The organism is Azospirillum sp. P4_B5, assembly GCF_056402275.1.
Genome location: NZ_JBFUHT010000030.1, coordinates 1 through 12,932, shown reverse-complemented (window position 1 = coordinate 12,932; position 12,932 = coordinate 1). Strand labels below are relative to the sequence as shown.

Here is a 12,932-nt window from a genome sequence, read left to right as displayed (position 1 = left end):
GCTCTCCAGGGAGGACTGCATGAAGGCGCTGATTCTGGGCGGCACCACCGAGGCCACGGCGCTGGCCCGCCTGCTCAAAGGCCATCCGCGCATCGACGCGACGGTGTCGCTGGCCGGGCGCACCAAGCAACCGGTCCTGCCGCCCTTGCCGACCCGCATCGGCGGTTTCGGCGGCGTGGACGGGCTGGCCGCGCATCTCGTGGAAAGCGGCTTCGGGACGGTGGTGGACGCCACGCATCCCTTCGCCGACCAGATCTCCGCCAACGCCGCGGCGGCCTGCGCGCGGGTGGGGGTGCCGCTGCTGGTGCTGACCCGCAAGCCCTGGGAACCGGGCGAGGGCGACCACTGGATCGGCGTGCCGGACATGGAGGCCGCCGCCGAGGCGCTGCGCCCGCTCGGTGAAAGCGTCTTCCTGACCATCGGCCGGCAGGAGGTCGCGGCCTTCGAGGCGGTGCCGGACAAGCGCTATCTGATCCGTGCCGTCGATCCGCCGGAACCGGCGCCGAACCTGCCCGATTACCGCCTGATTCTCGACCGCGGCCCCTTCACGCTGGAGGGGGAATGCGCCCTGCTGGAAGAGCATCGGGTGGATGTGCTTGTCAGCAAGAACAGCGGCGGGAGCGCCACGGAAGCGAAGCTGGAGGCGGCGCGTCGCCGGGGCATTCCCGTGGTGATGGTGGAGCGACCGCCCGGCAATGGTGTGGCCGAGGTGCACAGTGCTGGGGCGGCTTTGGACTGGTTGGAGGGGCAGTCGAGTCGGGCCCCCCTCCCGACCTCCCCCCGCTTCGCAGGGGGAGGAGCAGATTCCCTCCCCTGCGGAGCGGGGGAGGGTTAGGGTGGGGGCCCGACTCGACACCGCCCTCACCCCCGCACCGCATAGCTGCGCGGCGTGTACACCCACGGCTGCGCACCGTCGCGCGGCACCAGCCGGGTGTGCGACGCGCCGATGATGACGCAGGTCCGCATGTCGGCCTGCGCCGCGTCCACGGTGCCCAGCGTCGTGATCGTCAGCGCCTCGTCGGGGCGCCCCACCGCCTGGGCGAGGATCACCGGCGTTTCCGCCGAGCGGAGGTCGCGCAGCGCGTCGAAGGCGGCGCCGAGTTGCCAGGGGCGGGCGCGGCTGATCGGATTGTACAGCGCGATCACGAAATCCGCTTCCGCCGCCAGACGCAGGCGCTTCAGCACCACCTCCCACGGCTTCAGATTGTCCGACAGCGAGATGGCGCAGAAATCATGGCCGAGCGGCGCGCCGGCCCGCGCCGCCGCCCCCTGCATCGCGGAAATGCCGGGATCGACCGACAGCGGCACGCGGTGCCATTCCGGGGGCGCGGCCGGATCGTCCAGCGCCTCGAACACCGCGGCGGCCATGGCGAAAATTCCGGGGTCACCGCCCGACACCACCGCCACCCGGCGGCCCTCCGCCGCCAGTTGCAAGGCGTGGCGGGCGCGGTCCAGCTCCACCCGGTTGTCGGAGGCGTGGCGCACCTGCGGCCCAGGCGGCACGCGCTCCACATAGGGGAAATAGCCGATAAGGTCGGTCGCCTCCGCCAGATCGCGCCGGGCCTCCGGCGTCAGCCAATCCTCGGTGCCGGGGCCGAGCCCGACGACCTTCAACCATCCTGTCATCGCCGCAGCCCTTCGCCGGGGATGACGATCTGCGAGAAGTAGGGGGCCGTCTCCGGCGCCTCGCGGAAGGGCATCACGCGCTGGTCCGTCATGCTCGCCCGCTCGATGTACCAGGCGCGGTCGGCCAGCCCGGCGGCCTCGACGGCGCGGCGGACCTTCGGCAGGTTCTGGCCCAGCTTCATGATGACCGCGGCGTCGGCGTTGCGCAGCGCGCGCAGCAGCGCCTCCTCCCCCAGCGTGCCGGGGATGACCGCCAGCACGTCGTCGCGCAGGGTCAGCGGGCGCGGCAGCAGCGAGGCGCTGCACATCATCGAGGTCACACCCGGCACCACTTCCGTCGGGAAGCGCGAGGCCAGCCGCAGGAACAGGTGCATGAAGCTGCCGTAGAAGAAGGCGTCGCCCTCGTTCAGCGCGGCGATGGAGCGCCCGGCGGCGAGATGCTCGGCCAGCCGTTCGGCGGACTCGTCGAAGAAGGCCTCGATCTGGCGCCCGTAGTCGGGATGGCTGGGCGGCAACTCGACCGTCACCGGATAGACCATCGGCAGCTCGATGTGCTCCGCCGTGATGCAGCCGTCGGCGATGCGCCGGGCCTGTCCGGAGGTGCCGCGCTTGCAGAAATAGGCGACCACCGGGCAGGCGCCGATGGTGCGCATGGCGCGCACGGTCATCAGGTCCGGGTCGCCGGGGCCGACGCTGACGCCGTAGAGGGTGCCGGTGCTTTGGGGTGCGTTGCTCATTCCACGTCGCTCGCCAGGGCGTTGACCGCCGCCGCCGCCATGGCGCTGCCGCCGCGCCGGCCCTTGATCGCCAGGAAGGGCAGGCCGAAGGGCGCCTCGGCCAGCGCGTCCTTGCTTTCCGCCGCACCGACGAAGCCCACCGGGAAGCCCAGCACCGCCGCCGGCTTCGGCGCGCCGTCGCGGATCATCTCCAACAGCTTGAACAGGGCGGTCGGCGCGTTGCCGATGGCGACCACGGAACCGGCCAGCCGGGGCACCCACAGCTCCAGCGCTGCGGCGGAGCGGGTGTTCTCGACCTGTTTGGCAAGCTCCGGCACCGCCGGGTCGCGCAGCGTGCAGACGACGGCGTTGTCCGCCGGCAGACGCGCCCGCGTGATGCCGTGGGCGACCATCTCGCTGTCGCAGAGGATCGCCGCGCCATTACGCAGAGCCGCCCGCGCCGCCGTCCCCACGTCGGGGGAGAACATCAGGTCCTGGGCCGCGTCCACCATGCCGCAGGCGTGGATGACGCGCACCGCCACCGCCTTCAGGTCGTCGGGGATGGCCGACAGGTCGGCCTCCGCCCGGATGGTGGCGAAGGACTGGCGGTAGATGGCCGCTCCATCGCGGATGTAGTCGTAAAGCGGCTCAGCGGACACGGGACAACTCCTCAACAGACAGATCGGCCCCAGACAAAGAGGCAACGGCATTTATGGCCTCGGACGGCGTCAGGCCGGACCGCCAGGGCGTGCCGCCGGGGGCGGCGTTCAGCGCGACGTCATAGACGCCGTCCCGCGCGGTGAGCGTGACATCCGCCGCGCCGGGATGGGCGCAACCCTTCGCACAGCCGGAGACATGCACCATCCGCACCGCCTCCAGCAAGCCCGCCGCGCGCTCTGCAATGGCGAGGCCGTCCGCGTGGGTGTCGGTGGTGCAGACGTCGCAGCCGGTAACCCCGCTGCAGGCAGTGAGCTTCAGGCGGATATCATGGTGGTCGAGGATGCCGCCGAGGGCGGTGGCTTTCTCCTTGGCGCCCTCCTGCGGGGTGGTCAGCAGCAGGGCGCGCCAGGGGGTGATGCGGATTTCATGGGTGAGGGCGGCCAGCGCTTCCAGCTTGTCGCAGTCGAGGCGGCCGAAGGGGAAGGCGACACCGAGCCAGGAAGGTTGGCGGCCGAGGACGAGTCGGGTGGGCGACGTTTGCCCCCACCCTGACCCTCCCCCGCTGGGCGGGGGAGGGGAAGAAATTTGCGTGGAAGAAAGCTCCCTCCCCTGCGAAGCGGGGGAGGGAAGGGGCCCATGCGCAGCATGGGAAGGGTGGGGGCCGGTCAGCAGCCCCGCCACCCGCTCCCGCAACGCCTCCACTCCCAGCGCCTTGACCAGCCCGGCCATACGCCGCGGCGGCTCGGCCAGGGTCTGGCGAAGCTCCAGGAAGGTCCGCGCCAGCGCCGCCGCAAGATCGACCAGATCGTCGGGTCGGCAGTGGCCCAGCAGCGTGGCCCCCTCCAACGTCCCGCCCAGCCCGACGCGGAACAGCGGCCCGTCCACCGCCCCTGCCACCGCATCGAAGCGCACGTCGGTGCTGCTGTCGAACAGGGTGGCCTGCCCGCCGCCGTCGACCAGCCAGCCGAATTTCGGCGGCAGCCGGTGGAGGTCCCGGTCGGCCGCCAGCCGGGCGTCGAGCGCCAGGGCGTAGGGACGCACGTCCAGCACCGCCGTCCCGTCCAGCCCCGCGGTCGGGGAGGTCAGCACGTTGCGCACCGCCTCGCTCTCCGCGTCCTCCGAGACGTAGCCGAGCGCGCGAAGCTCCGCGATCAGCGCCGCCATGTCGGTGGCGGCGACACCGCGCAGTTGCAGGTTGCCGCGGTGGCTGAGATCGACCAGACCGTTGCCGTAACGACGCCCCAGCTCCGCGATCCGCGTCGCCGAGGCGGCGGGAAGCACACCCGCCGGAACGCGCACGCGGACCAGCAGACCGTCGCCGACCTCCATCGGGGCCAGGACGCCCGGGCACATGCCGCGCCTGCGGGGCGGGTTGCGGCGTTGGGTGATCGCGCTCATGCGGACATCTCCTTGCGGCGGCGCAGATCGTCGCCCGTCGAATTGCGGCGTGGGTGCCAGAGACCGCGCTCCAAAGCCTCGGTCAACCGGTCCAGGATATGCCGGGCGGCGGCCGGATTGGACTGCGCCAGGAAGTCCCACACCCGCTGGTCGTCCACATAGGCGTCGTACAACTGGTCGAAATGGTGGGGCCGCACCGCCGTGGTGGTCGCGGCGAAGGCGAACAGCGTGTCCACGCTCGCCGCCAGTTCCCCGGCGCCGCGGTAGCCGTGGCGCATCATGCCGTCGATCCAGCGCGGGTTGGCGGCCCGGCCGCGCAGGACGCGGGCGATCTCCTCGCCCAACGTGCGGACGGTCAGGCTCTCCGGCTCCGAACTGTCGAGATGATAGAGCGCCGGGTCGTTGTCGACCAAGGCGGCGGCGGCGGAGAAGCCGCCCTCATACTGCATGAAGCCGTCGGTGGAGAGCAGGTCATGCTCCCGCTGGTCCTGGTGGTGGACGAGCGCGTCGGCCCCGCCGATGCGGCGGCGGAACAGGCTGGGCAGCGGAACGCCCTCCAGCCCCTTGCCGTAGGCATGGCAGCTTCCCTCCAGATAGGCGGTGCCGAAATCGGCCCGCGCGCTCCAGTCGCCGCGCGCGATCATGCCGGGAAGCGCCGTGCCGTAGGCGCCGGGGGCCGCGCCGAAGACCCGCGCGCTGGCCCAGCGTTCCGCATCCGTCGCCGGGGTGCCGCCGGTTTCCAATTCGGCGCGGTCGGTGCGCAACGCGGCGGCGACGGGGTTCACGTCGTCGGGTTCGTCCTCCGCCATCACGGCGCGGACGGCCTGGTCGAACAGGGCGATCTGCTGCGGGAAGACGTCGCGGAACAGGCCGGAGATGCGCAGCGTCACGTCCACCCGCGGGCGGCCCAGGACGGAGGCCGGCATCACCTCGAAGCCGGTGACCCGGCCGGACCCGTTCTCCCACAGCGGGCGCACGCCGAGCAGGGCCATGGCCTGGGCCAGCTCGTCGCCGCCGGTGCGCATGGCCGGCGTGCCCCAGCAATCCACCACCAGCCGCTTCGGCCAGTCGCCGTGGTCCTGCAAGTAGCGGGTGATCAGCGCGTCCGCCGCCTGCCAGCCCAGCGTCCAGGCGGTCGGAGTCGGCACGCCGCGCGGATCGAGCGCGTAGAGGTTCCGTCCGGTGGGCAGCGTGTCGGCCCGCCCCCGCGCGGGGGAGCCGCCGGGGCCGGGCTTCACGAAGCGCCCGTCCAGCCCGGTCAGCAGGGCGGCCATCTCCGCCTCGCCGCAGGCGTCCAGCGCCGGGGCGACGTCCTCCGCCGTGGCGAAGCGGGCGACGGCGGCGAGCAGGCGGGCGCGGCGCTCCGGCTCCGGCGTCGTGCCGAAGACGTGCAGCCCGTCGCGGATCTGCATCTCCTTGATGTCGCAGAGATGGGCGTCGAGGCGGCTGAGAATCGCGTCGGGATCGTCGTCGGGCCGCAGGTTGCAGTCGGCGGCGACGCCGGATGTCCAGGCGAGATCCAGGATGGTCTGGCGCAGCGTGCCCAGCCGCCGCGGGTCCAGCCCGGTCGCCATCGAATATTCGTCGATGGCCGTTTCAAGCTCGGCGAGGTCGCCGTGCAGTCCGGCCTCGACCGGCGGCGGGGTCAGGTGGCCGATCATCACGGCACCAAGCCGGCGGCGCGCCTGCACACCCTCGCCGGGGTTGTTGACGATGAAGGGGTAAAGGCAGGGCAGGGGACCGGCGACGATCTCCGGCCAGCAGTCGGCCGACAGGGCCACGGCCTTGCCCGGCAGCCATTCCAGCGTCCCGTGCGCCCCCACCTGCACCAGCGCGTGTATGCCCAAGGCATGGCGGAGCCAGAGGTGGAAGGCATAGTAGCCGTGGCTGGGCGGCGTCTCCGGGTCGTGGTGCTGGGTGGTGGTCAGCGGGCCGTGGCCGCGGCTCGGCTGCACGGCGACGGCGACGTTGCCGCAGGCCAGAACGGTGAAACGGAGGGCGGTGCCGTCGGAAAGCGGGTCGGCCTGCTCGTCGCCCCAGCATGCCGCGATGCGGGCGCGGGCCTCGGCGGGGGCGAGGCGGCGGTAGTCCTCAATGCTCAGCGCGGCGGTCGTGCCGCCGGTCAGCGCCTCCATCAGGGTGGCGGGGCCGGCGGGAAGCCCGTCCAGCGCATAGCCCTCGGCGCGCAGCCGTTCCAGGATGCCGACGACGCTCGCCGGGGTGTCGAGGCCCACCGCGTGGCCGATGCCGCCGCCCGGCCCTGGATAGTCGGACAGCACCAGCGCGAGCTTGCGCTCGGCCCGCGGCGTGGCGCCCAGCCGCACCCAGGCGGCGGCCAGATCGGCGGCGAAGGCCACCCGGTCAGGCACCGGGCGGATCAGCGTCGGGGCGAACTCCAGGTCGGGGTCCGGCGTCCCCTCGGCCTTGAAGGCGATGGCGCGGGTCAGGATGCGCCCGTCCATCTCGGGCAGCACGACGTTCATGGCGAGGTCGGACGGCCCCATGCCGCGGGCGGAGCCGCGCCAGCCCTCCTCCGGCGTGGTGGACAGCACGGCCTGAAGCACCGGCGTGCCGTTGGCCTCCAGCGGCGACCCGTCCTCGCGCGCCGCCGAGAAGCTGGTCAGGTTCATCACGACGGCGGCGTCTCGGGCGGTCAGGGTGGCGCGCATCCAGGCGGCGCAGTCCGGCTCCTTCAGGCTCGCCACGAACAGCGGCAGCGGGGCGAGGCCGCGCGCGGCCAGCGCGTCGCACAGAGCGTGCACCGGCTCCAGGTCGCCGGCCAGCAGATGGGAGCGGTAGAAGACGACCGGTGCGCAGGGGCCGGTCGTTTGACTGGACCAGCCCTCGTAGACGCCGAAGCGCGGGACCGGCGCCGGCTCGCGCCAGGGGCGCTCCTGCCCGGCCAGCGTTGCGGCGTAGGCCAGCAGGTTGGCCATGTTGTCCGGCCCGCCCTCGGTGAAGCAACGCCACAGCCGTTGCGCGGCCTCGGCCGGAACGGTGCCGTAGCCCTCCAGGGCGGGGTTCGGCTGGGCGCAGCCGGGCAGTACAGCCAGCGCCACCCCGGACTCCCGGCAGGCGGCGGCGACATGGTCCAGCCCATAACGCCAATAGCCCGCCCCGCCGAGCAGCCGCAGAACGACCAGCTTCGCCTTGCGGATCACGGACTCGACGTAGAGGTCCACCGACAGCGGGTGCCCCAGCCGCGCGAGATTTGCCAGCCGCAGGGTGGGCAGGGTATCGCGATGGCGCTTCCAGCAGGCGGCGAGCGCCGTCAGGTCGCTGTCGGAGAAGGACAGGACGACGAGGTCCGCCGGGCTTTGCCCCAGATCCACGGCCTGGGGGCCGGCGTCGAGGTCTTCCTGGCGGGCGGCGAGTAGGTGCATATGCAAAGACTTTGCGAAGATTCCCTCGCCCCCCTGGGGCTCGGAGCCGCCGGCCGAAGGCCGGTTGAGCGACGAAGGCGATCAAAGGCGGAGAGAGGGCGCGAGACTTGCGAGCGACCTGTTAGGGTGAGGGGGCGCCCGTAAGGGCGTCCACGCACTGCAATGAGTCGGCGTCGTCGGCCTTCGGCCGCCCCCTCATCCCAACCCTTCTCCCCAGAGGGGAGAAGGGCAAATGGTGCATCACCTCAGCGCCGCGGTCACGGCGTCGCGGTCCAGGCCCGTCTCGCCGATCACCACCAGACGGCTGCGGCGCGGCTCGTCGGGCTTCCAGAAGCGGTCGAAATGGGTCTGGATGCGCGTCCCCACACCCTGCACCAGTAGGCGCATCGGCTTGCCCGGCACGTCGATGAAGCCCTTCAGCCGCAGCACGCCATGGGCGGCGGCGACCCGCTCCAGAGTCTTCGCCAGCGCCGCCGGATCGGGCTGCGGGCCGAGTTCCACGACGAAGCTGGTGAAGTCGTCGTGATCGTGGCCCTCCTCCTCGTCATGGTGGCTGGGGCGGTTGGCGAGGTCGTCCTCGGCCCCGGCGCCGACGCCGAGAAGCACCACCGGATCGACCTTGCCGTTGCTGGCGCGCAGGATCTTGGCCTCGCGCCCGGTGCCGCCCTCAGCCATGGCAGCGCGGATCAGGTCCTCGACCTTCGCCAGATCGGCGGCGCCGACCAGATCGGTCTTGTTCACCACGATCAGGTCGGCGCAGAGGAGCTGGTCCTCGAACACCTCCTCCACCGGGGTCTCGTGGTCGAGTTGCCCGGCCTCGGCGGCCTGGGCGGCCAGAGCCGCCGGGTCGGGGGCGAAGCGGCCCTCCGCGGCGGCGGCGGCGTCGACCACCGCGACCACCCCGTCCACCGTCACCCGCGTCTTGATCGCCGGCCAGTGGAAGGCCTGGACGAGCGGCTTTGGCAGGGCGAGGCCGCTCGTCTCGATGATGATGTGCTCCGGCGGCTGGGGGCGGGACAGCAGCTTCTCGATGGCCGGGACGAAATCGTCGGCGACGGTGCAGCACAGGCAGCCGTTCGCCAGCTCGATCACGTCGTCCTCGGTGCAGGTGGGATCGCCGCAGGCGCGCAGGATCTCGCCGTCGATGCCGACGTCCCCGAACTCGTTGATGATCAGCGCCAGACGGCGCCCGCCGGCCTGCTCCAGCAGGCTGCGGATCAGCGTCGTCTTTCCGGCGCCGAGAAAGCCGGTGATGACGGTGGCCGGGGTCTTCCCGGCGGACGGACGGAGGGCGGCGCGATGCGTCATGATCTGGTTTCCTTGTCTCCGCCACACCCGGCGGATTGGATGAGTGTCGGTCCGGCGGCAGGTTTCCTGGCTCGCGGGTCGTCGCCGCGCCTCCCGCCTTCCCGGCCTGTCGGCCCGTGGCATTTCCGGAGGCGGACTCGCCGCATACAGTTGCGGGGGCAGCCGCGGCGTAGGACCCCATCCGGGTCCGCACCGCATTCCCTATTATCCCCGCGCCTTCACGGCGGAGGGGGCACCGTCGGAGGCGCAGAATTGCAGGCGGACCCCCGATTTGCAAGCGGCCATTTGGCGCCCGAAAACCGTGCCGCCGAACCCGGAACGCTCCGTCCGCCCCGCCGTTGGTGTGTCGGAAGATCGGTACAGTCTGTCTGGAAAGCTGACACTCCGGACCGCGTGCGACACCCATCGCCGCCTTTGATGAATTCAGTAATTTCAATGAATTAATTAATCTTCCCGCAATTGGCATGTTCTGTGCTTATATCAGCCTAACCAAAAACGCGGACCGGCAGACGACGCGGACGAACAGGGAGGGAAAAGCGGCACCCATGGCCGACGACATCATTCTGGAAGCGCGCGGACTCTCGAAGGAGTTCAAGGGCTTCATCGCGGTAAAGGAGGTCAACCTCCAGGTCCGCCGCGGCACGATCCATGCGCTGATCGGCCCCAACGGCGCCGGCAAGAGCACGGTCTTCAACCTGCTGACCAAATTCCTGACGCCGACGCGCGGCCAGATCCTCTACAAGGGGCGCGACATCACCGCCATGAAGCCCGCCGACGTGGCGCTGCTCGGCATGGTGCGCTCCTTCCAGATTTCCGCGGTCTTCCCGCACCTCAGCGTGCTGGAGAATGTCCGCGTCGCGCTGCAGCGCCCGCGCGGCACCAGCTTCCATTTCTGGAAGCCCGAGGCCAGCCTGCACGACCTGCACGACCGCGCCGAGGAGCTGATCGAGGCGGTGAACCTCACCCCCTGGGCCGGCCACACCGCCGCCGAGCTGCCCTACGGCCGCAAGCGCGCGCTGGAGATCGCCACCACGCTGGCGCTCGACCCCGAGGTGATGCTGCTGGACGAGCCGCTGGCCGGCATGGGCCACGAGGACATCGAGGGCACCGCCGCGCTCATCAAGCGCGTCTCCGCCGACCGCACCATCCTGATGGTGGAGCACAATCTGTCGGTCGTCGCCCACCTGTCGGACACGATCACGGTGCTCCGCCGCGGCGAGATCCTGGCCGAGGGCGCATACGACGTCGTATCGCGCAACCCGCAGGTCATGGAAGCCTACATGGGTACGGGTGAGGTGGGCCATGCCTGACGGTGCCAACGTGAAGACCACCATGCTGGAGATCCGTGACCTCCAGGCCTTCTACGGCGAAAGCCACGTGCTGCACGGCGTCAACATCGACGTGCGCCAGGGCGAGGTGGTGACTTTGCTGGGCCGCAACGGCGCCGGCAAGACGACGACCATGCGCTCGATCATGGGCATCGTCGGCAAGCGCAACGGCTCGATCCGCTTCCAGGGCAAGGAGCTGATCGGCATGGCGCAGCACAAGATCCCCCGCCTCGGCATCGGCTATGTGCCGGAGGAGCGCGGCATCTTCTCCTCGCTCAGCGTGGACGAGAACCTGATGCTGCCGCCGGTGGTGAAGTCGGGCGGCATGACCGTCCCGCAGATCTACGAGCTGTTCCCCAACCTCCAGGGCCGCGGCACCACCCAGGGCACGCGCCTGTCGGGCGGCGAGCAGCAGATGCTGGCCATCGCGCGCATCCTGCGCACCGGCGCCGACCTGATCCTGCTCGACGAGCCGACCGAGGGCCTCGCCCCCGTCATCATCGAGCAGATCGGGGTGGCGGTGCGCAAGCTSAAGCAGCGCGGCTTCACCATCGTGCTGGTGGAGCAGAATTTCCGCTTCGCCGCGACCATCGCCGACCGCCATTACGTGATGGAGGAAGGCCATGTCGTGGACATGATCCCCAACGACCAGCTCGCCCAGAACATGGACAAGCTGCACACCTATCTGGGTGTCTGACCAGTTCAACACCCCCTCTGCTGAACACACTCAAAACAAAGCCAATCGAAGGGAGTTCGAAATGCTCAAGACGTTGCTTTGCGGGACCGCATTGCTGGCGCTGACCGCCGGGGCCGCGCACGCCCAGGTCTCCAACAACGTGATCAAGATCGGCGTGATGAACGACCGGTCCGGAATCTACGCCGACCTCGCCGGCGAAGGCTCGGCCATCGCCGCCCGTCTGGCGGCCGAGGAGTTCGGCGGCAAGATCGCCGGCGCGCCGATCGAAATCGTCGTCGCCGATCACCAGAACAAGGCCGACATCGCCGCCAACACGGCGCGCGAGTGGATCGACGCCGGCAACGTGGACGTCATCGCCGACGTGCCGAACTCCGCCGCGGCGCTGGCCGTCCAGGGCATCACCAAGGACAAGAAGCGCATCTTCCTGATGTCCGGTCCGGGTTCGACCGACCTCAGCGGCAAGTCCTGCAGCCCCTACGGCTTCCATTGGACCTACGACAACTACGCCATGGCCGCCGGCACCGCCCGCGCGCTGGTCGAGCAGGGCAAGAAGAACTGGTTCTTCATCACCGCGGATTACGCCTTCGGCCATTCGCTGGAGGATGAGACCACGAAGATGGTCAAGCAGCTCGACGGCAAGGTCGCGGGCAACGTCCGCCATCCGCTGGGCACCGCCGACTTCTCGTCCTACCTGCTCCAGGCCCAGGGTTCGAAGGCGGACGTGATCGGCCTCGCCAACGCCGGCGGCGACGCCACCAACGCCGTCAAGCAGGCGTCGGAGTTCGGCATCACCCAGTCGGGCCAGAGCCTCGCCGGCCTGCTGCTGTTCATCAGCGACGTGAACGCGCTGGGCCTCCAGGCCGCCCAGGGCCTGCTGCTGACCACCGGCTTCTATTGGGACACCGACGAGCAGACCCGCGAGTGGACCAAGAAGTTCGAGGCCAAGGCCGGCCGCAAGCCGACCATGGTCCAGGCCGGCGTCTACTCCGCCGTCCGCCACTATCTGAAGGCGGTCGAGGCCGTCGGCTCCGACGATCCGGACAAGGTTTCCGCCAAGATGCGCGAGACCACGGTCAGCGACATGTTCACCAAGAACGGTAAGATCGCCGCGAACGGCCGCATGTTCCACGACATGTATCTGGCCCAGGTGAAGACCCCGGCCGAGTCCAAGGGTCCCTGGGACTACTACAAGATCGTGAAGACGATCCCGGCCGAGCAGGCGTTCCTCGACCCGGCCAAGAGCGGTTGTTCGCTGGTGAAGTAAGGGTCTGAGTTTCGAGACGGGCCCCCACCCAACCCTCCCCCACTTCGTGGGGGAGGGCTCAAATTCCCTCCCCCGCCCAGCGGGGGAGGGTTAGGGTGGGGGCCTCTTCTGACATCAATCAAAAAATCAAAAGTCCGATACACAGGGAGGGACGGTCATGTTCGACTTGCTGGGGGTGCCGCCCCAGGTCCTGTTCGGCCAGCTTCTGCTCGGCCTCATCAACGGGTCCTTCTACGCGCTGCTCAGCCTTGGGCTGGCGGTCATCTTCGGCATGCTGAACGTCATCAACTTCGCCCACGGCGCGCTCTACATGATCGGCGCCTTCGTGGCGTGGCTGCTGCTGACCAAGCTCGGCCTCGGCTACTGGTGGGCGCTGGGCCTGTCGCCGCTGATCGTCGGGCTGCTCGGCGTGGTTCTGGAAAAGACCATGCTGTCGCGGCTCTACAAGCTCGACCATCTCTACGGCCTGCTGCTGACCTTCGGCCTCGCCCTGATCATGGAAGGCGCCTTCCGCCATTTCTACGGCGTGTCGGGCCAGCCCTATCCGATCCC

Annotated in this window: 11 protein-coding genes and 1 riboswitch; of the genes, 5 read left to right on the top strand and 6 right to left on the bottom strand. The window is 70.2% G+C overall.

The features are described from left to right. The first annotated feature begins 19 nt into the window (after positions 1-19). Positions 20-835, top strand: a complete 816-nt coding sequence (locus AC1DVI_RS21480) for a cobalt-precorrin-6A reductase (protein ID WP_476959696.1) — start codon at positions 20-22, stop codon at positions 833-835. A gap of 26 nt (positions 836-861) precedes the next feature. Here the strand turns inward: AC1DVI_RS21480 and cobJ are convergent, their stop codons facing one another. From cobJ to cobW, 6 genes are all read right to left on the bottom strand, one after another. Further along, on the bottom strand, positions 862-1,626 hold the full coding sequence (gene cobJ, locus AC1DVI_RS21475) for a precorrin-3B C(17)-methyltransferase (RefSeq protein WP_476959695.1): 765 nt from the start codon (positions 1,624-1,626) through the stop codon (positions 862-864). After that, complete coding sequence (locus AC1DVI_RS21470; protein WP_476959694.1) at positions 1,623-2,363, bottom strand: precorrin-2 C(20)-methyltransferase; 741 nt, start codon at positions 2,361-2,363, stop codon at positions 1,623-1,625. The genes cobJ and AC1DVI_RS21470 overlap by 4 nt, the downstream gene beginning before the upstream one ends. Continuing rightward, on the bottom strand, positions 2,360-3,001 hold the full coding sequence (locus AC1DVI_RS21465) for a precorrin-8X methylmutase (RefSeq protein WP_476959693.1): 642 nt from the start codon (positions 2,999-3,001) through the stop codon (positions 2,360-2,362). The genes AC1DVI_RS21470 and AC1DVI_RS21465 overlap by 4 nt, the downstream gene beginning before the upstream one ends. Further along, positions 2,991-4,400 carry a precorrin-3B synthase gene (cobG, locus tag AC1DVI_RS21460; RefSeq protein ID WP_476959692.1) on the bottom strand — a complete coding sequence of 470 codons (1,410 nt, stop codon included), beginning with the start codon at positions 4,398-4,400 and terminating at the stop codon, positions 2,991-2,993. The genes AC1DVI_RS21465 and cobG overlap by 11 nt, the downstream gene beginning before the upstream one ends. Further along, complete coding sequence (cobN, locus tag AC1DVI_RS21455) at positions 4,397-7,783, bottom strand: cobaltochelatase subunit CobN (protein WP_476959691.1); 3,387 nt, start codon at positions 7,781-7,783, stop codon at positions 4,397-4,399. The genes cobG and cobN overlap by 4 nt, the downstream gene beginning before the upstream one ends. A gap of 240 nt (positions 7,784-8,023) precedes the next feature. Then, positions 8,024-9,091 (bottom strand): cobalamin biosynthesis protein CobW, encoded by a 1,068-nt coding sequence (cobW, locus tag AC1DVI_RS21450; RefSeq protein ID WP_476959690.1) that lies wholly within the window; start codon positions 9,089-9,091, stop codon positions 8,024-8,026. A 39-nt stretch (positions 9,092-9,130) separates the two neighbouring features. Continuing rightward, positions 9,131-9,346, bottom strand: a riboswitch (cobalamin riboswitch). A 290-nt stretch (positions 9,347-9,636) separates the two neighbouring features. Here cobW and AC1DVI_RS21445 point away from each other — a divergent pair. The 4 genes from AC1DVI_RS21445 to AC1DVI_RS21430 form a co-directional block, all read left to right on the top strand. Then, positions 9,637-10,401 carry an ABC transporter ATP-binding protein gene (locus AC1DVI_RS21445; RefSeq protein WP_040134438.1) on the top strand — a complete coding sequence of 255 codons (765 nt, stop codon included), beginning with the start codon at positions 9,637-9,639 and terminating at the stop codon, positions 10,399-10,401. Next, positions 10,394-11,116: an ABC transporter ATP-binding protein gene (locus tag AC1DVI_RS21440; RefSeq protein WP_476959689.1), complete on the top strand. Its 723-nt coding sequence runs from the start codon at positions 10,394-10,396 to the stop codon at positions 11,114-11,116. The genes AC1DVI_RS21445 and AC1DVI_RS21440 overlap by 8 nt, the downstream gene beginning before the upstream one ends. Positions 11,117-11,177: 61 nt before the next feature. After that, positions 11,178-12,380: an ABC transporter substrate-binding protein gene (locus tag AC1DVI_RS21435; protein WP_476959688.1), complete on the top strand. Its 1,203-nt coding sequence runs from the start codon at positions 11,178-11,180 to the stop codon at positions 12,378-12,380. 157 nt (positions 12,381-12,537) lie between these two features. Next, positions 12,538-12,932 (top strand): branched-chain amino acid ABC transporter permease (locus AC1DVI_RS21430; protein ID WP_476959687.1); only part of this gene is annotated, 395 nt, incomplete at its 3' end.